Source organism: Mesorhizobium sp. M0437 (assembly GCF_040321335.1).
Lineage (GTDB): Bacteria > Pseudomonadota > Alphaproteobacteria > Rhizobiales > Rhizobiaceae > Mesorhizobium.
The window spans coordinates 1-18,534 of sequence record NZ_JAMYRK010000035.1 but is presented as its reverse complement, the minus strand read 5'-3'; the positions used below and the strand labels follow the sequence as shown (position 1 = coordinate 18,534).

Sequence of the window (18,534 nt, the reverse complement as noted above, 5' to 3'; positions counted from 1 at the left end):
TCGTTTCCGCTGTTGTCGATCGCAAGGTGAATTTTGTGAAAGCAGTAGACGAACGCCGCATCCATCAGATTTTCGAGCTCAGCATCTGGCTTAAAGGGGCGCATGCCCTGATCGAATGCGTGGGCGGGATCCTGCTTTATGTCGTCACCACCGACGCCATTGCCTCCTGGGTCAATACATTCACCCAAGAGGAATTGATCGAAGATCCGAACGATTTCATAGCTGGCTATCTGTCGCAGATGGCAAGCCACTTTTCCGTCGCCAGCAAGGAGTTTTATGCCTTCTACCTGCTTAGCCACGGCCTTGTAAAACTGCTGCTCGTTGTCGGGCTTTTGAGAGGCAAGCTGTGGTCGTATCCGGCATCGCTTGCGGCGCTGGGCGCATTTATGTTCTATCAAGTCTACCGCTACTCCTACACTCATTCGTTCGGCCTGCTTGTCCTGACCGTATTCGATGCTGTCGTCATGGTGCTGATTTGGCATGAATGGAAGGTCGTGCGGCAGCACAAGCCGGCATGACAGCGAAGTTTGCACGTCAGCCGCTCCGATTTTCAATCCACCTCACTGGGCGACGCCTTGTCCTGCCAGCTCGTCGATAATCGGGCAATCCGGCCGCTCGTCGCCGTGGCAGTGACTGACCAATTGGTGAAGCAAGCCGCGCAATCCGACCAGTTCGGCGATCTTCCTGTCGACCTCGACCAGCTTGGCTTTCGCGATCGCCTTCACGTCGGCGCTGTCACGTTCCCTGTCCTGGTACAGCGACAGCAGCTGGCGGCATTCGTCGACCGAAAACCCCAGGCTTCGCGAGCGCTGCAGGAAGCGCAGCCGGTGAATATCGGCCGTCGAGTAATCACGATAGCCATTGTCCGTCCGGGCCGGGTGCAAGAGCCCGATATCCTCGTAGTAACGGATCGTCTTGGCCGGCAAGCCGGATTTTTCGGATGCGACGCCGATGTTCATGGCGGAAATCTCCTTTGTCGGAGGAAATAGACCTTCCAGTAGATGGAAGGTCAACATGATGTGGCGATTTTGGATGCCTGACGCAACCGCCCGCCCGCTCCAACCGTTTGCCTGCCAGTACATACTGAACCTTCGGGAAGAAATCGGTCCTCGGAAACGTTTTTACCGAACAGTGCTCAAAACCCGGTGTTCGACACCGGGTGCCGATGAGCAAAGACCCTCCGGCGCTGGCTCGACGCAACACCGTGCAGACGCCGAGGAGACAGAACATGCCCGTCAAGGCCTATATCAACCGGATCGCGACAGCGGCACCGGAGCACGAGGTTCATGAATTCTACCTGCGTTTCGCGGCCTCCATGCTCGCGGCCGATCGCCGGAGGATCTTCGAACGCATGGCCGATCTTGCCGGCATCGAGCACCGCTATTCCTGCTTTGCGCCGGCGTCCGACCCCGAGGGACCGTCCGCCGACCTGGCCGGAACCTTCATCCGGGGCGCGTTTCCCGGAACGGCGGCGAGAATGGCGATGTTCGACGATGCCGCACCTGTTCTGGCGCAAAAGGGCATCGACGGATTGCAGCTTGGCGACGACGCTTCCCGCATCACCCATCTGATCGTCACCACCTGCACCGGCTTTTCGGCGCCGGGCATCGATCTCGAGCTGGTTGCGCGTTGCGGGCTGCCGAACGGGATCGAACGCACGATGATCGGGTTCATGGGTTGCTATGCGGCGATCAACGGCCTCAAGCTGGCCCGCCACATCGTCCGCTCCGACCCGCAGTCCAAGGTCCTGCTGGTCAATATCGAGCTCTGCACGATGCATCTGCGACAGACCACCGAACTGGAAAAACTGCTGTCGTTCTGCCTTTGGGGCGACGGCTGCGCGGCTGCGCTCATCACTGCCGAGCCGGCCGGCATCGAGCTCGATAGCTTTCACTGTCTGGTGGCGAGGGAACGGCGGGACCTGATGCGCTGGAACATTCGCGACCACGGCTTCGAAATGGTTCTTTCCGGCCAGGTGCCGGCAGCGATTCATGAAGCGTTGCGGAACAGCCAGGCCGCCATCCTCGGAGGCCGATCGGCGAAAGACATCGACCTTTGGGCCGTGCATCCGGGTGGACGTTCGGTGCTCGACGCCGTCGAAAGGGCCCTGGAACTGGAGCCCACCGCGCTGGAACCATCGCGCGAGGTGTTGCGCCAGTATGGGAACATGTCGTCGGCGACCGTCATGTTCGTGATGAAGGAGATGCTGAAGGCGCCACCCGGCCTGCTCGGTTGCGGCATGTCGTTCGGACCCGGGCTGACGGCCGAAACCATGCTCTTTCGAACGGTGTCATGAGCGGCCTGGAGCACCGGCAGCTTGCGCCGGAAATCCTCGACGGACTTGCGGCCGACGATCCGCGAGCGCTGGCCGCGCGCCGCGACCTTCGGCGCATCAATATGCTGATGTTTCAGGCGCCGATCATGACGTCGTTGCTCAGGAGGTTCGTGCCAACGCCGCCACGCCGCATCCTGGAGATCGGCGCCGGCGATGGCTCCTTCATGCTGGCGGTGGCGCGGCGCGTGGCCAGGCATTGGCCCGGGGTCGAACTGGTGATGCTCGACCGCGTCGGCCTCCTCACCGCGCAATTGCGCGGCGATTTTGACCGGCTGGGATGGAGGGCGGAAGGCGTCACCGCCGATGTCTTCGACTGGGCAGGAAAGATCGAGAGTGCGCGTTTCGACGCCGTCACCGTCAATCTGTTCCTGCATCACCTCGATGATGCACAGCTCGTGCGTCTGTTTTCGCTGATCGGGCCGAAAGCCCCGTTGCTCATTGCGACAGAGCCGCTGCGGGCGAAACTGCCGCTGGCCGCGACCCGTCTTCTGCCGGCAATCGGCGCCAACGACGTCACACGAAACGACGCGGCGCAAAGCGTGCGTGCCGGCTTTCGCGGCAGCGAGCTTTCCGGTCTCTGGCTTGCGGCCAACGGCAAACCGGTCGAGGAACGGCGCGCCGGCCTGTTTTCCCACATTTTCGTCGGCGCCAGCGCCGGCAACGACCCATGACGCGATTGTCGACCCATGACGCGATCATCATAGGCGCCGGCCCGGCGGGCACATCCGTCGCGCTCGCGCTGGCCCGGCGCGGATGGGCCGTGGCAATTGTGGAAAAGACCGCATTTCCGCGCCGCAAGGTCTGCGGCGAATACATCTCGGCAAGCAATCTTGCGCTTCTCGACCGGCTCGAGATCGGCGATGCCTGGCGTGCCAATGCCGGCCCCGAAATCCGCCGCGTCGGTTTGTTTTCCGGGGAGACCTGTGTCGAGGCGGCAATGCCACGTGCAGGAGCTGGGCCTCGTGGGAAAGACAGCTTCGGCCGGGCGCTCGGCCGGGACATTCTCGACTCTCTGCTTTTGCAAGCGGCGCGATCGGCGGGTGTCGAAATCTTTCAACCTTGCCGCGCCGTCGCCATCGAGCCGGACGGTGAGATGCGAAGGGTGCGAATTCAGGCCGGGGATGAAGCGGCGATATTGCGAGCGCCGGTGATTGTCGCCGCACACGGCTCGTGGGAACCGGGACCATTGCCCAGCCAGCTCGCAAAGGCCAATCGCCCGTCGGACCTGCTCGGCTTCAAGGCGCATTTCACCGGGTCGTCCCTGCCGCCGGATTTGATGCCTCTGCTGGCCTTCCCCGGCGGCTATGGCGGCATGGTTTCGGCGGATCATGGCCGGTTGTCGATCTCGTGCTGCATCCGGCGCGATATGCTCGCGCGGCTGCGTAAACAATATGGCCCCAAACAACGGAGCCACGTGTCGGCCGCCGATGCGGTCTCGCGCCATCTCGTGGACTCGTGCCGAGGCGTCAGGAACGCCTTGGAACCGGCTCTCCTCGACGGTCCGTGGCTTGCCGCAGGTCCGATCCGGCCGGGAATTCGCTCGTGCTACGAAGAGGACATCTTCCGCGTCGGCAATGCAGCCGGAGAGTCTCATCCTGTCATCGCCGAGGGCATCTCGATGGCGCTTCAGTCCGGCTGGCTGCTGGCTTGCGAACTCGCATGCGCGCCAAGTGGCCGAGCAGGGCGCGAGGCTGCCGCCAGACGCTACGAGGCGGCCTGGAAAAGACTGTTTTCGACACGGGTCTACGCCGCCGCGGCCGTTGCCGGAATTGCCCTTCGCCCCGGCAGCGCCACCTTGATGGCGGCGATCGTCCGGAATTTCCCGCAGACACTGACGCTGGGCGCGCAACTGAGCGGCAAGACCAAGCCGGTTCCCGGCTTCGTCTGACGAGTAGTGCAGCGCATTGGGCACGCCGAACACTGGCTGTCGGAACAGTTAGGGCCACCGCGCGTTGGGCGCGAATGCAAGTTCGGGTTGCGACAGGGATGGACCTTTCATGGGTGGCGTGGATCATCTTTGCCGCGTTGCTGATTGTTGCAGGCCGGCCGGTTCCTTCTGCCGTCGACTCGGTTCCTTCTGCCGCCGACAAACTGATCGCATCGCCCGTGCAGCATCTCTCGACCTCGAATGAGTCGGTAGCGGCGGGCGAACCCACCGCTACCGGCGGGCACTTTGACGACGCAACCTGTCCCGCTCACCCTGCCGCCCAGTGTTGCGGATCGGCGTGTTGCGGATCGGCCTGTCATGCCTTCCTCGTCCATGAAACGGCATTAAGCGCGTCGAGCGCCCCGGCAAGACAGGTTCAATCCGGTCCGATGCGCGCCCATGGCACCGTGCCTCGGCGAATTGAACGGCCGCCAATCGATCGGATGTCCTGAACGGACGCCCAAACAGGGTGTCCATCCTGTTTTCGAGCTCACAGCCCCAATCCGATTGGAGAAGACCATGAGAAAGCAGACAATCCTTATGGCTGTCGGCCTTATAGCTGTCGGCCTGATGGCCGGTGTCGCAACAGCCGTCGCCGCCTCGTCCGGCCACACAGACGAAGCGATGACAATCCACAAGGCCTGGCAGGCCAAGGCGGAGTGAGGACACGATCATGCACAACCAGTCTCCCGAAATGAAGGACTGCATCGAGGCTTGCCTGGATTGCTATCAAGCCTGCCTCGGCACCGCTTCGGGGCATTGCCTCGAAACAGGCGGTAAACACACCGAGCCGCAACATTTCCGGCTGATGCTCGCCTGCGCCGAGATCTGCCGGACCGCTGCGCATTTCATGCTGCTCGGTTCGGCGCATCACAAACACGTCTGCCGCGAATGCGCGGAAATCTGCGACGAGTGCGCAACAGACTGCGAGCGCATCGGCGATATGCAGGACTGTGTCGAAGCCTGTCGGCGTTGCGCCGAGAGCTGAAAAAGGAGGGCGGCTTGATCGTCGGCCGGCGGGCGACAAGCCCGCCGGCTCCGCATCAGCTATCCGGCGCGAAGAATCGTGTTGCCACGGCAGTCTACCCGCCACCGCCGTCCGACAGGTCGACGACCTGCCTGCCGGTGAAACCGTGCTCGCGGATCAAGAACTTCGCCAGTCCGCCATACACTTTCCAGCGCCAGCATTGGCAGCGGCTGCCCCCTTCTCCTCGGAATTTGCCATCGCATAGTCGTATGCTTGACGGTGTCTACGGCTTCAGGTTCGCAGGTATTTGACCAGGGCTGCAATCGCGAGCAAGAGGGCGACGAACACCAGGACCCAGACGAGCGCCATGCCGCCCATCATCCACGTACCCATTGGACCATTCATCATTGCAATCACCTTGCTGTCAGTGAAAGCCCGCCTTCGTCGGTAAGCATCGGCGATTGCGCAGGGAATTAGCTCGCCGTGGATTTCGGTCAAGACGACGAGGAAACCCGATCGGCCGCCCTGTCGCCCTTGTCCCGGCAACCGGAAGTATCTTGTCCTGCCAACCGGAGTGTCGACCACGTCCTGGTCGTCTTACATACCTCCGCCGCAGCCGTCTGAGAGATCCCAGACATCGACGACCTGCTTGCCGGTGAAACCGTGCTCACGGATCAGGAACTTCGCCAGCCCGCCATACACTTTCCAGCGCCAGCATTGGCAGCAGCATGGGCCTTTCTCGTTGGAATTAGCCATCGCATAGTCGTAAGCCTGCTGCTCGTCGCCGGAGAGCTTCACATCGTAGTAGGGCATCATCTTCTGTGCGATGCCGGCCTGAATATCGTACGGATCGCTTGGGATCATCGCGATGTCGCGGTACCTGGCCAGGCCGCTCACCTGCTCGGCATAGCGCTTCATCTCCATCGGGCTGCAGCACGAGCCCGTGATCCGCGACATCGCCGGCATGGTCGCGATCGACTCGGTGAACTTGGCCGAACACGTGCTGTTGCCGTTCTGGCTGAGATATTTGAAACGGCGCAGCAGATCGGCATCCCCATCGGCCATCGCCAGATCCGGCCCCTTGAGGAAGCTCAGGACCGCGGCGGCGCAAAAGGCGCCGCCCAGAACAACCGTCCGTCGGTTTAGGTAGCATATTCGGCTCATTTGCTGCTCCTCGCCTGCTGGATCAGTTTCTTCATCGTTGCCAGGTCGGTCGCGCCGGGGAAAATCTGCTCGCCAACGACGAAGCTTGGCGTTCCGCTGATCTTCAGCGCCTGTGCCAGTTGCGTATTCCGGTCGATCGACGCCTGGATGTCGGGCCGCTGCATGTCGGTCTTCAGTTTAGCCACGTCGAGCCCGACGTCGGCAGCGACCTTCAGCACGACCGTTTCGGTCACCCGCGTCTTCACCGCATACAGGGCCTTGTGGAATGCCAGGTATTTGCCCTGGCGCTTTGCGGCGAGAGCCGCCTTGGCAGCAAATACGGAATCCGTGCTGAGGATCGGGAATTCCTTGTAGACGACCTTAAGATGCGGATCGTCGGCCATTGCTTGCGCCATGATCGGCGCAACCTGCCGGCAATAGGGGCAGTTGTAGTCGAAGAACTCGACCATGGTGACGTCGCCTTCGGCGTTGCCGCCGACCGGGCTCGCCGGGTCCCGGAAAATCTCGTCCGCCTTGGCCGCCAGGGCGGCTTTCGCCTCTTTTGCCGCAGCCTCGCGCTGGCGGGCGTCGAGGCTCTGCAGCGCCTCCATGACGACTTCGGGATGCGCGAGGATATAATCGTGGATACGCTGGTCGAACTGGTCCTGGGACATCTCGCCCGCGGCGATCGCCTGATTGTGGAGACCGAGCGCGAGCCACATCGTCGCGCCGGCCAGCATGACGGCACGGGCCATTTTGCCGACGGCTCCGCTCAATGGATTGGACTTGTGGGCCACAGGCTTCTCCCTCCCTCTGTTTCGCCGGACCGCCGGCACGTGCGAATGGTGCTCAGAACATGTCCTTGATTTTCGCCCACCATCCCGTTTCCTGATCATGGTGCGGGCGCTCGACATTGTTGGTGAGCGCATTGACGAAGGTGACGAGATTGACGGACGCGAAATCCAGGCCATGGAAATTCGCCCGCCAGCGGCCCTCCTTGTCGATCACATGGGTGACGATGCCATGCATCTGATAGCCGTCATCGGTCAGCGTGAACTTGTGGCCGAAGGCCTCCGCCAGTCTGCGGGTCGCATCCTCCGGCTGATCCTCGGTCGTGGTCAGGAAGAGCCAATTGACGGGATCGAGCCCGTGCGCCGACCCGTAGGAGTGCAGCACGTCGGGCGTGTCTTTCTTTGGATCGGTGGTGATGCTGACAAAGGTGACCTGATTCTTCATCGGCGTGCCGTTCACCATGTTTTGGACATCGGCGATCTTCTCGGCATGCAGGGGACACACATCCGGGCACGACGTGTAGATGAAGTGGAGGACGACCACCTTGCCGCGCAGATCCGCCGTTCGCACGACACGCCCATCGGCGGTGCGCAGTGTGAAATCAGGCGCCGGCTTGTCGATCTGCTGGAAATATTTCTCATCGCTTTGCAGCATGGCGTCGACATCGTCGAGTGAGTGCGCCCGCGCACCGTAGACGAAGCCCGCGACCAGTGCTGCGAGCGCGACCAGCAGCACACGCATCCATCCTTTCCAGCTCGATTGGATGTGCATCGGTCACTTCCTTTCCGGGTTGGCGGCGATGCGGCCGCGGAGGAAGTCGACCATGTCGGGCGCGTCCCATTCGGCCGGCCCAATCAACCGGCCGATTTCCTTGCCGTCGCGGTCGATCAGCAGGGTCATCGGAAGGCCGACAGCGCCGAGCGTGAACATCGCCTTCGCGGAACTGTCGATGTTGAGGGCGAGGTGTGTGACCCCGATCTCGCCATAGAACATTTTGACGGCGTCAGGTCCGGCACGGTCCATCGACAGCGCGACGACCTCGAAATCCGGACCGCCGAGCTTGGCCTGCAGACGATCGAGCGTCGGCATCTCCTTGCGGCAGGGCGCGCACCATGTCGCCCAGACGTTAAGCAGCACGACCTTGCCGTGGAAATCCGCAAGCATTTTCGGCTTGCCATTGCCATCCTCGAAGCTGATTTCCGGCACGGGGACGGGCGCCTCGTGAACGGCAAAGTTCTGCGGCGGCTCAGCGGCTGATACCGGCCACGAAAACGCCAGCAGCATGCCAACCAGGACCATGGCTAGTTTGCTCACAATGTCCTCACTCGGTCGCGTAGACGGTGGGCGCCTTGCCGCCTTTGGTGAAGGCGTAGACGACGAAGGGGCCTTGCTTCTCGCCACCCATGCCTGGGGCGCCGGCCGGCATGCCGGCGAGCGTTATGCCGGTGATGGCAGGGCGCTCGGTCAAAAGCTTCTTGACGATCTCGACCGGTACCAGGCCATCGACGATATAGCCGTCGACCATCAGCGTGTGGCAGCCTTCGAGGTCGGCCGGCACGCCGGCATCGCTGCTGATCTGGGAGAGATTGTTGACCGGCTTGATGTCGACCTTAAAGCCGTTGTGCCCGAGATAGTTGGCGTAGGACTCGCAGCAGCTGCATTGCGGGTTCTTGTACATGACGGCGTTGATCGTTGCGGCGAAGGCGGGCAGCGGCGTTGCGATCAGCAGGGACAGTGCGGCAAGGCGGTAGGTCAGTTTCATTGCAGTTCTCCTTGATTGGATAAAAGTTTCAGGTCACACGGAACGCCGTCATCAGGCCGGCCATCTGGTGATCGGCGACATGGCAGTGCAGCATCCAGTCGCCCGGATTGTCGGCGACGAAGGCGCATTCGATCACATCCTTGGGGGCGAGCAGCACCGTGTCCTGCCATTGGCGGTGCGGCACCGGCGAACCGTTGCGCGAGATGACCGACAGGCTGAAGCCGTGGACATGCATCGGGTGCCACCAGGCGGTTTCGTTGCGCATGGTGAGATGGCAGGTCACACCGCGTTTCAGCGTGAACTGCGGCGCCATGCCGGCATGGCCGTCGCCGGTCATCGACATGCCGTTGATCGCCCAGGCCGCACCGCCGTTCATGCCCATCATCCCCATGCCCATCATGCCGCCGACGCCCTTGAGCTTGCCGCCGCCCATCATGCCGCCCTGCAGCACGATTTCCTGGCGCTCGGCGCCAGCGAGGTCGGGCTGGGGCAGAGGGTTGCGCGGCAGGCCGGCTGGCGTGCCGAGCGGATGGGTTCTCAGCGGCGGCGCTGCGTCATAGGCGAGTGTGGTCAGGGTGTAGGCAAGGCCGTCGTAGAAATCGTCGATAACCGCGTGGCGGCTGCCGGGGTGGCCCTGCATGTCGAGCACGATGTCGATGCGCATGGCGGGCGCCAGCACCAGGCGACCACCCTCCGGTTCATGCGGATCGCAGGGCTGGCCGTCGATGGCGACGACGACCGGACGGTGGCCTTCGAAGCGCAGCGCCATCATGCGGGCAAGCGAGGCATTGGCGAGCCGCAGCCTGACGCGCTCGCCGGCCCTCACGCTCCTATCGCCTGGCCCCGTGCCGTTGACGGTGACGACATTGCCGACGCGGCCCGACATCGAGGCATCCATGGCACTGCCGAAGCCGCCGGCGATCTGCCCGTCGGCAACAAGCCGCCAGTCCTGCAGCAGCCAGACAAAGTCGCGGTCGACGGCGACCGGCTCGGCCTCCTCGACGATGAGGGGGCCGGCAAGGCCGCGGCCGATCTGCACCAGGCTGTTGGCGTGCGGGTGATACCAGAAGGTGCCGGCATCGGGCGGGGTGAATTCATAGATGAAATTTTGCCCCGGCCCGATCGGCTTTTGGGTCAGGCCCGGCACGCCGTCCATTGCGTTTGCCAAGCGAATGCCGTGCCAGTGGACGGTCGTATCCTCGTCGAGACCGTTCTCGACAGTGATGCGGACCGGCTGGCCTTGCCGCAGGCGCAGCGTCGGGCCGGGAATTGTGCCGTCATAGGCCCATACCGTGGTTTGCGGGCCACCTGCGTCGATTAACCGGGCATGGGCCGGCGTGACCTTGATACGGCGCTCATCAACTGCGGCTGCCCGCGCCGGGCGCATCGACGTCGAGACGGCGACGCCCGCCGCCGCAAGCAGGAACCCGCGGCGCGACAGGAAAAGACTGGAATTGCTATTCACCCTTACGTTCCTTGCGATCTCGATCGACGGCGAGCGTCGACTGATTGCTTGTCCGCGCCCGTCGCGCATCAACGCGAGCGGGCGACCGGACGCCGGACATCAGCCGTGGGACGGCTGAAACGGCGTCAGACGAGAGCGCTGGGTCTGGGAGGGTATGGGTCGGGCAGGGAACTTCGTCCGTGCAGGAACGGCACCGGCAGCGGCGATATTTGCGACGGCAGCGGGGTTGCCGTCATCTCGAGCTTCTGCGGCAGCAACGCAAGCGCCGGGGCAATGCAGGTCGGCGCGCAGTATATCCCCTTGCCGTCATCGCCGGCACCCTTGAGGCATCCCTTGCAGTCACCCTTCATGGCGGCATCGGCCATCTTGTCCATGCCGGGCCCCGCAGCCATGCTCATGCCATCGCCGGCAGCCATGCCGGCCGTCATCGTTGCCGACATGATGCTGGCCTGTGCACCGGACAGGCTGAGCCCCACGGTCAGGAAGACCGCGAGCAGCGTGACAAGCATGTGTTTTGGCGACAGCCGAGCCAACATCTGCTCAGGCTGACCGCAAAGTACGGTTTTTGCAAGTGCCAATGCTGTGACATAGCGACCAAGGGGAGCCAATCAGTGCCGGGCATGCTCGCATTTATCGTGATCCGCCAGCACCTCGATGACACGGCATTCGCAGACTTTTCCGTGCCGGCAGCCTTCGACCATATGCTCCAGCTCGGCTTTCAATGCTGTAAGGCTGCGTATCCGCTGAACCACGTCGGCCAGACGCGCCTGGGCAATGGCGTCGGCGGTCGCACAAGGCTGGCTGGGATTATCCTGCAGCGTCAGCAGCGCCCTGATGGCTTCGATCCCGAACCCCAACTCGCGCGCGTGCCTAATGAAGGCGAGCCGGCGCAAGTCTGCCGCTTCATACTGCCGGCGATTGGCTTCGCTGCGGGCAGGGGCAGGAAGCAACTCGATCTGCTCATAGTAGCGGATGGTTGGAACCTTCACGCCGCTGTGTCGGGCCGCTTCACCGATGGTCATACCTGCTGGCATTTTCGCTTGCTCCTCTAGTCGCTAGAGGATGTAGCGTCGCGCTCGAAGATACAAGAGGTTCACCATGGCTGCGATCAAACAACAGACCCGCTACCGCGTGGAAGGCATGGATTGCGCCGGTTGCGCCAGCAAAATCGATACGGCCGTGCGGCGGATGCCTGGTGTTCAGGACATCAACGTATCCGTTTCGGCAAGCACTCTGACGGTCACTCATACTCCCGAAAGCAATCTCGGCGCGATCGAGAGGAAGGTCACCGGCCTCGGCTACGCCGTCGCTCCGATGACCTCCAAGTCTGGGACGCCGGCGTCCGATCAATCCGCCGACAACCATGCCGACGGAAGGCGCAATCACGACGAGAACGTAGCGGGGTTACATGATAACGATGATGCGCCCGCGTCGGAGCTATGGTGGGACAGCGCCAAGAGCCGCCTGGCCATCGCCAGCGGGGTCGCCTTGGCCGTGGCTTTCGCGATTGACTACGCCTGGCCCGCGACCGGCCCGTGGGCCTTCATCGCCGCAATGCTGCTCGGCCTGGCTCCGATCGCGCGCCGAGCGGCCATGGCCGCAGCCGCAGGCATTCCGTTCACAATCGAAATGCTGATGACTGTGGCGGCGGCCGGGGCCGTCATCATCGGTGCCGGCGAGGAAGCGGCGACGGTGGTCTTCTTGTTCCTCATCGGCGAGTTGCTCGAAGGGGTTGCGGCCGGCAAGGCACGGTCCAGTATTCAAGCGCTCACGACCCTCGTTCCCAAAACCGCGTTCGTCGAGAAAGACGGCCAGACCCGCGAGGTGCCGGCCGAAAGTCTGGCTGTGAGCGCCATCATCCTCGTGCGGCCGGGCGACCGGATTCCGGCTGACGGCGAGATCACCGAAGGCGGGAGCGCCATCGATGAATCACCCGTCTCCGGTGAAAGCGTGCCGGTGCGCAAGGACGTCGGCGACACGGTCTTTGCCGGCACTATCAACGGCGACGGCGTGCTGCGCGTCAAGGTGACGGCGACCGCCGCAGACAACACGATTGCACGCGTGATCAAGCTGGTCGAGGAGGCGCAGGAAAACAAGGCGCCGACCGAGCGCTTCATCGATCGCTTTTCGCGCTGGTACATGCCCGGCGTTGTCGCCGTCGCGGCGCTTGTGGCCGCCACACCGCCGCTGCTCTTGGGCGGCGATTGGAACGAATGGATATACAAGGGGCTGGCGCTGCTGCTCATCGGCTGCCCGTGCGCGCTGGTCATTTCAGTTCCGGCGGCGATCGCGGCGTCGCTTTCGGCCGGAGCCCGGCGCGGCCTGCTGATGAAAGGTGGGGCGGTGCTGGAAGGGCTCGCGACCATCAACGCCGTGGCGCTCGACAAGACCGGCACGCTGACGCTCGGCAAGCCACAGGTCACCGATGTCGTTGCAGTGGGTGCCAGTGAACGCGACATCCTTTCGCTCGCGGCAGCGCTTGAGATCGGCTCGAGCCATCCCCTCGCTTTGGCCATCCTCCAAAGGGCCAAAGCCGGCAACGTTCCCGTGCCGCCTGCCGCCGAAGCCAAAGCGATCGGCGGTAAAGGGGTTATCGGTCATGTCGGCGGCAAGAACCTGTTTCTGGGCTCGCCAGTCGCGGCGGGCGAGATAAACCTGCTGCCAGCAGACCAGGCGGCACGCATCGTGGCATTGAACGATGAAGGCAAGTCAGTGGCGGTGCTGCTTGTAGACAACACGCTGGCCGGCTTCATTGCCATGCGCGACGAACCCCGGCCGGATGCTTTCGCCGGTCTAAAGGCGCTGACCAATGCAGGCATCAGGACAGTCATGCTAACCGGCGACAATAAGCGCACGGCGGCTGCCATCGGCAAACAGCTCGGCATCGAGGTGCGCGCCGAACTGCTCCCTGAGGACAAGCAGCGCGTCCTCGGCGAGTTGAAGGGGCAGGGGCTTAGGGTAGCCAAGGTCGGCGACGGCATCAACGATGCGCCGGCACTTGCCGCGGCCGATGTCGGCATTGCCATGGGCGGCGGCACCGATGTGGCTCTTGAAACGGCTGACGCAGCGGTGCTGCATGGACGCGTCGGCGACGTTGCGGCCATGATCAGGCTGTCCCAAGCAACCATGGCCAACATCAAGCAGAACGTCACCATTGCGTTGGGCCTGAAGGCAGTGTTCCTGGTGACGACGATCGCCGGCATCACCGGCCTCTGGCCCGCCATTCTCGCGGACACCGGGGCGACGGTGTTGGTGACGGCCAATGCCATGCGGCTGTTGCGTTGGAAGAGCAGCTGGTAAGAGCGACAACGGCATCGTGTTAGGACAGACCATGCAGCAAGCCATTGCGTCGGACGGCCTTCGCCGGGTGGTGCTTGTCGTCGCACTGCTGAACCTGGGTTATTTCGGCATTGAATTCGCTGTCGCACTGGCGATCGGCTCGGTGTCGCTGTTCGCCGACAGCGTCGATTTTCTGGAAGATGCCTCGGTCAATCTCCTCATACTGCTCGCCATGGGATGGTCGCTGCGTGCCCGCTCGCGGGTCGGCATGGCGCTGGCGCTTATCCTGCTGGTGCCGGGCCTGGCGACGCTGTGGACCGCGTGGGAAAAGTTCAACATGCCGGTGCCGCCGCAGCCAACGGCGCTGACGCTGGCGGGATTAGGCGCTCTGGCGGTCAATCTGTCGTGCGCCTACATGCTGGCGCGCTACCGCCATCACAGCGGCAGTCTTACCAGGGCGGCATTCCTCTCGGCCCGCAACGATGCGGTCGCCAATATTGCGATCATACTGGCCGGATTGGTGACGGCCTTCCTGTGGCGCTCGGCGTGGCCGGATTTGATCGTCGGCCTGGGAATCGCGGCACTGAATGCAGATGCGGCGCGCGAGGTCTGGGAGGCAGCTCGGGAAGAGCACCGGGCCGTTTCGTGAACTCCAAAACGCTCAGCGCGCTGCCGCATTGCCAATCCGCCAATGCAGGCCCCTATACCGGCCAGCAGTCAGCCAGAAACTTGCGCGATCTCTAATATAATCGCACCCTTTCAAAGCGGTCGGAGGGAGAACCGCCCATAAGTAAAAATCGGGAGGAAAAACCATGAGCAGCATGAGCCTCACCACACTTGGACGAAGTCGACCGGGTCGAAGCGGTGAAACGATTAACCGCTCAAGGCCACGCACGTCATCAAAAGGCCCGCGTCTCCGAAGCGGACGCGGGCCGATTTCGTCGGTATACGCTAGGCAGGTATCAAGACGGCGATGCGGTGGATGCCGACCACCTTGCTGGTGTTGGCTGCCTCGTCGGTCTTGCCCTTGGAGCAGGTGTACACGTCACCTTCCTTGAGCTTGAATTCCTTGTCCGCCTTCTTGATCGTGAATTCACCGGCAGCAATGGTGCAGACCATGTCGTTGTCCATCACCATTTGAGGGGCGGCTGCTCCGGGCTGAAAGACTATATCGACAATTGAGATGCTCTTGTAGGCGGGGATATCGGAATTGCCGGTGCCGACCTCGACCAATCTGACGCCGGGTGCAATCTCCTTGCCTTCCTTCGGGCCGTATTTCTTCACCTTTGCCGCCGCCGCCAGCGTGAACAAAGGCGTTACCGCTGCCGCCGTCACGCCGAGCGCAATCGCGGACCTGCGATTCATGGTTTTCATCGCGTCCTCCCATTTAATGTTTGGCCACGCACCAATGCGCATGACCACAATACATTAGCACACATGCAGATAATTGCAGCACGGCGTTTCGGAGCTTACGGAAGCGAACCGCCTCCCGGTCGAATGCGACCGAACAGCAAACAATTCCATGCTATGCTGGCGAGCCATCAAACGGGCGACGGGGGATAGCAATGTTGGAAACGGACAAGGTATTCGCTGGCTCAATTCCGGAAAACTACGACCGCTATATGGTGCCGTTGATTTTCGAGCCGTTCGCCGCAGATCTTGCACGACGAGCAGCGTCCTTGTCGCCAAGCGCCGTTCTGGAAACCGCCGCGGGCACCGGGGTTGTCACCCGCGCATTGGCGCCAAAACTGTCCGCCGATGCAAGCTATGTCGTAACCGACCTCAACCAGCCGATGCTCGACTACGCCGCTTCGCGGCAAGCTCCCGACGATCGCATCAAATGGCGTCAGGCTGATGCTCTGGCGCTACCGTTCGAAAATGCGGCCTTCGATCTCGTTTGTTGTCAGTTCGGTGCGATGTTCTTTCCCAACCGCTCATCCGCCTATCGCGAAGCCCGGCGAGTCCTGAAGCCCGGAGGACATTTTCTATTCAGCGTATGGGATCGCATCGAAGAGAATGTATTTGCGGACGATGTGACCAATGCCCTGGCGAGGATTTTTCCGAACGATCCGCCGCGCTTTCTGGCACGCACGCCGCATGGCTACCACGATACGGCACTGATCCGTAGCGAGCTGGAGGACGCAGGTTTTTCCGGTGTGGTGATCGAGACGAGGGCCGAACAAAGCCGTGCCTCCTCGCCGCGCGTTCCGGCCGTTGCTTATTGCCAGGGCACTCTCCTTCGCAACGAAATCGAGGCCAGAGAGGCGGGAAAGCTGGACGCTGCAACCGACTACGCCGCAGCCGCCATTGCAGACAGGCATGGCAGCGGCGAGGTTGCTGCCAAAATCCAGGCTCACATAATCATGGCTGTGGTCTGAACGGTTCATCGTTTCACGGAAACGCTCTGTCTTTTTGTTTTGACGCAATTCCGGACGGAAAACCGTTTCACACTTTCCTGAAATTGCTCGAGGTGTTGGACATCCCGTTCCAGCACCTGCGACGTTCAGCTGCCATGCAGCACACGTCTTGCCGCTATTCCGAATTCCCAGACGATGACCGTTCATTCGCCCAAGTGGCAGGTCGACAAGTGGCAGGTTGATGATCGCCGGGGCTTGATGGCGGCGGCGGCCGGCCGCGCGATTCTGGTCGGCCCGGCTTCACTTTCGCAGCCATGGCCGACTCCGCCCAGCAAGGTCTAGTCATTTCGCTTTCTTGACTCGGCCGACAAAAACGGGCAGCAAAGTCATCATTGGAGGGCAGTTTTGCCAACTATGCAGGTTTTGGAGGGCGTTTTTCGGTGTGACCGTCGCCCAATCGGCGGTCGGTAGAGGGATTGGTTAACCAACTTTGTCCATCTTTTGAATCAATCGGCAACAGACGCAAAGCGTGCTGGGGGCACCAGGCGAACTGTGAATGTCACGGCTGCGAAATCCGCTAGCCGGCATCGGCCGATTGAGAGTGGTTGAATGGCGTTTGTAAGTGCGAAAACCCGGGGTGACAGTCCTGCAACTGGATTGACTTCGATGAGGCCCGGCCTGCGCTGGGTCGCGGTTCCGGCCGTCGGCGCAGCCATTGCTTTATGGTCGGTGGCGACCTTGGCCGGCCTTTATTCAGTGGGAACCTCGCTCAGCGCCGCTTCCAACGGTCTCCCGCAAAGCCTGCTCGCGCCGCGCACCATCGCGCTCGCCGATCCTCGCCGCAGCCTTCCAAAGGCGCAGGCCCCGACATGGGCCGCAGCAAACGCGGCGCTGTCGGCCAAGCTGCTGCAGCACGGATGCGATGCCAACTGCCTGCGGTCGGCGTCGAACTTCGTCCACCAGGGAAAATCGGCCCGCCTCAAGCGCAACACCGTGCCGCTTGTCGCTGATGCGTCGCGGCAATCGCGCTTCGCCGACGTGGTTGCCACGGCCGCGCTGTCGCCGCAAAAGCTTGCCGCCGCCTTTGCCCGTGCCTCAGCCGGCTCTCCCGTCATGCTCGCCAGCCTGCCGGCCGACGCCCGGTTCGCCGAGCCGGTACGCATACCCGACCCGAACGGCCCGGCGTCAGTGCGCTTCGGGCCCGCGGTGGCGGAGATCGAACGCTCGTCGCGCCTTGCGCTGGCGCTGGCGAATACATTGCCGGAGCAGATGATCGACGTGCTCCCGGCAGCCGTCGCGGCAAGCGAGCCCGCGGCTTCGCAAGAGCCGCAAGAACCTGAGGTCCAACTGGCCTCGCTGCCGCCGCAAGACGACATGCCCGACAGCATTCCGCTGCCGACGCTGCGTCCGCGGGCGGACATCGATAAGCTGGCCGAGGCGCCGCGGGCTCAAGCGTCAAGAGATCAGGCGCCAAAAGACCAGGCGCCAAAAGACCAGGCGCGAAAAGATCAGGCGCAAAAGGATCAGGCATCGAAAACGGAGCCGCCCAAGGCGCAGGCCTCCAGGACCGCCAAGGCGAGCAAGGTGCAGACGGCCGACGCTCCGCCGGTCGAGACGCAACCCGGCAGCCTGTCGCCTCGCAATTCGTCACAAGCGGCAGTGCCGGGTGTATCGGGCAAGCCGGGCAAACGTTCGAAGACGCAGGGCGGCGACGTGCTGGCCTATGCCAAGCCCGACATGCCTTCCGGCGGACTCGGCGGAGCCTTCAGGAACCTGTTCACCACGCCCAACATGGGTACCGGCGTCGCCGTCTACGACATCTCGGCCAAGACCGTCTATATGCCCGACGGCTCGCGGCTGGAGGCACATTCGGGACTGGGCGCGATGGTCGACCAGCCACGCTACGTCCACAAGAAGAATGTCGGCCCGACGCCGCCGGACACCTACAATCTGACGATGCGGGAATCGCGCTTCCACGGCGTTGAGGCCATCCGTCTGACGCCGGCCAGCGGCAGCAACAAATATGGCCGCGACGGCCTGCTCGCCCACACCTACATGCTGCGCGGCGGCCGCGCCGAATCGAATGGCTGCGTCGTCTTCAAGGACTATGCCCGCTTCCTCGCCGCCTACAAGAAAGGCAAGATCAAGCGCCTTGTCGTCGTGCCGCGGCTGTCGAAGCCGCTGACACAAGTCGCCCAAGAGGGGCGAGGGGCTTAGGTCGCTCGCGGCAGTCCTTCATGGCTTCGTCATCCCAGGGCGGAGCGAACGCGAAGCGGAGCGCAGACCCTGGGATCCATGCCGTTGCGTCAGCCGAAGAATGCAACGACGCAGATTGAAAGCCGTTCTGTAGCGATCCCTTTCACCTCCTGTCCTTCCCGCATCAGAAAGTCCCGCCCGTTGCAGCGCGGAGAGGTCACGGCATGATGGGGTGGACGGCGCCCGACGGCATCGGATGTGCCAGAATGAGTTCGTTGAGATCTCAAACAAGGGAGCCGTCCGTGGAACAC

At 62.8% G+C, this 18,534-nt stretch carries 20 protein-coding genes; 10 read left to right on the top strand and 10 right to left on the bottom strand.

Translation table 11 applies throughout. The annotated features are described in order from the left end of the window. Nucleotides 1-35 precede the first annotated feature (35 nt). Nucleotides 36-518, top strand: coding sequence for a DUF2127 domain-containing protein (locus NKI72_RS21130; RefSeq protein ID WP_352850768.1), 483 nt, complete (start codon nucleotides 36-38; stop codon nucleotides 516-518). Nucleotides 519-560: 42 nt separating this feature from the next. Here the strand turns inward: NKI72_RS21130 and cueR are convergent, their stop codons facing one another. Next, complete coding sequence (gene cueR, locus NKI72_RS21125) at nucleotides 561-959, bottom strand: Cu(I)-responsive transcriptional regulator (RefSeq protein WP_352473250.1); 399 nt, start codon at nucleotides 957-959, stop codon at nucleotides 561-563. A 269-nt stretch (nucleotides 960-1,228) separates the two neighbouring features. On the opposite strand from cueR, the gene NKI72_RS21120 reads away from it, so the two are divergent. From NKI72_RS21120 to NKI72_RS21100, 5 genes are all read left to right on the top strand, one after another. Beyond that, nucleotides 1,229-2,296 (top strand): type III polyketide synthase, encoded by a 1,068-nt coding sequence (locus tag NKI72_RS21120; RefSeq protein ID WP_352542792.1) that lies wholly within the window; start codon nucleotides 1,229-1,231, stop codon nucleotides 2,294-2,296. Continuing rightward, complete coding sequence (locus tag NKI72_RS21115) at nucleotides 2,293-3,006, top strand: methyltransferase domain-containing protein (RefSeq protein WP_352542791.1); 714 nt, start codon at nucleotides 2,293-2,295, stop codon at nucleotides 3,004-3,006. Before NKI72_RS21120 ends, NKI72_RS21115 begins: the two co-directional genes overlap by 4 nt. Continuing rightward, nucleotides 3,003-4,223 carry an NAD(P)/FAD-dependent oxidoreductase gene (locus tag NKI72_RS21110; protein ID WP_352822784.1) on the top strand — a complete coding sequence of 407 codons (1,221 nt, stop codon included), beginning with the start codon at nucleotides 3,003-3,005 and terminating at the stop codon, nucleotides 4,221-4,223. The genes NKI72_RS21115 and NKI72_RS21110 overlap by 4 nt, the downstream gene beginning before the upstream one ends. A gap of 558 nt (nucleotides 4,224-4,781) precedes the next feature. Then, entirely contained in the window at nucleotides 4,782-4,925 is a 144-nt protein-coding gene (locus NKI72_RS21105; RefSeq protein WP_352822781.1) for a hypothetical protein, read from the top strand. Between the two features lie 10 nt (nucleotides 4,926-4,935). Then, a complete protein-coding gene (locus NKI72_RS21100; RefSeq protein WP_352850764.1) occupies nucleotides 4,936-5,250 on the top strand; it encodes a four-helix bundle copper-binding protein in 315 nt (104 codons plus the stop codon). A 576-nt stretch (nucleotides 5,251-5,826) separates the two neighbouring features. Here NKI72_RS21100 and NKI72_RS21095 read toward each other — a convergent pair. From NKI72_RS21095 to NKI72_RS21060, 8 genes are all read right to left on the bottom strand, one after another. Continuing rightward, the gene (locus NKI72_RS21095; RefSeq protein WP_352817327.1) at nucleotides 5,827-6,393 is read right to left on the bottom strand and encodes a hypothetical protein; all 567 of its coding nucleotides are present in this window, start codon (nucleotides 6,391-6,393) and stop codon (nucleotides 5,827-5,829) included. Beyond that, nucleotides 6,390-7,169: a DsbA family protein gene (locus tag NKI72_RS21090; protein WP_352501316.1), complete on the bottom strand. Its 780-nt coding sequence runs from the start codon at nucleotides 7,167-7,169 to the stop codon at nucleotides 6,390-6,392. Before NKI72_RS21090 ends, NKI72_RS21095 begins: the two co-directional genes overlap by 4 nt. Before the next feature lie 52 nt (nucleotides 7,170-7,221). Continuing rightward, nucleotides 7,222-7,935: an SCO family protein gene (locus tag NKI72_RS21085; protein WP_502906934.1), complete on the bottom strand. Its 714-nt coding sequence runs from the start codon at nucleotides 7,933-7,935 to the stop codon at nucleotides 7,222-7,224. 3 nt (nucleotides 7,936-7,938) lie between these two features. Continuing rightward, the gene (locus NKI72_RS21080; protein ID WP_352817332.1) at nucleotides 7,939-8,478 is read right to left on the bottom strand and encodes a TlpA family protein disulfide reductase; all 540 of its coding nucleotides are present in this window, start codon (nucleotides 8,476-8,478) and stop codon (nucleotides 7,939-7,941) included. Between the two features lie 7 nt (nucleotides 8,479-8,485). After that, entirely contained in the window at nucleotides 8,486-8,926 is a 441-nt protein-coding gene (locus NKI72_RS21075) for a DUF411 domain-containing protein (protein WP_352850761.1), read from the bottom strand. Between the two features lie 28 nt (nucleotides 8,927-8,954). Further along, a complete protein-coding gene (locus tag NKI72_RS21070; protein WP_352850759.1) occupies nucleotides 8,955-10,391 on the bottom strand; it encodes a multicopper oxidase family protein in 1,437 nt (478 codons plus the stop codon). 125 nt (nucleotides 10,392-10,516) lie between these two features. Then, a complete protein-coding gene (locus NKI72_RS21065) occupies nucleotides 10,517-10,900 on the bottom strand; it encodes a hypothetical protein (protein WP_352850757.1) in 384 nt (127 codons plus the stop codon). Nucleotides 10,901-10,999: 99 nt separating this feature from the next. Then, complete coding sequence (locus tag NKI72_RS21060) at nucleotides 11,000-11,413, bottom strand: MerR family transcriptional regulator (protein WP_352679130.1); 414 nt, start codon at nucleotides 11,411-11,413, stop codon at nucleotides 11,000-11,002. Between the two features lie 76 nt (nucleotides 11,414-11,489). Here NKI72_RS21060 and NKI72_RS21055 point away from each other — a divergent pair, with 76 nt between their 5' ends. After that, nucleotides 11,490-13,691: a heavy metal translocating P-type ATPase gene (locus NKI72_RS21055; RefSeq protein ID WP_352850755.1), complete on the top strand. Its 2,202-nt coding sequence runs from the start codon at nucleotides 11,490-11,492 to the stop codon at nucleotides 13,689-13,691. Between the two features lie 31 nt (nucleotides 13,692-13,722). Then, a complete protein-coding gene (locus tag NKI72_RS21050; RefSeq protein WP_352452320.1) occupies nucleotides 13,723-14,319 on the top strand; it encodes a cation efflux transmembrane domain-containing protein in 597 nt (198 codons plus the stop codon). Between the two features lie 302 nt (nucleotides 14,320-14,621). On the opposite strand, the gene NKI72_RS21045 is transcribed toward NKI72_RS21050, so the two are convergent. Further along, a complete protein-coding gene (locus NKI72_RS21045) occupies nucleotides 14,622-15,044 on the bottom strand; it encodes a hypothetical protein (RefSeq protein ID WP_352473275.1) in 423 nt (140 codons plus the stop codon). A gap of 191 nt (nucleotides 15,045-15,235) precedes the next feature. On the opposite strand from NKI72_RS21045, the gene NKI72_RS21040 reads away from it, so the two are divergent. Both NKI72_RS21040 and NKI72_RS21035 read left to right on the top strand, forming a co-directional pair. Further along, on the top strand, nucleotides 15,236-16,048 hold the full coding sequence (locus NKI72_RS21040) for a class I SAM-dependent methyltransferase (protein WP_352501307.1): 813 nt from the start codon (nucleotides 15,236-15,238) through the stop codon (nucleotides 16,046-16,048). Nucleotides 16,049-16,693: 645 nt separating this feature from the next. Beyond that, nucleotides 16,694-18,244, top strand: coding sequence for a DUF2778 domain-containing protein (locus NKI72_RS21035; protein ID WP_352850753.1), 1,551 nt, complete (start codon nucleotides 16,694-16,696; stop codon nucleotides 18,242-18,244). Nucleotides 18,245-18,534: the final 290 nt, after the last annotated feature.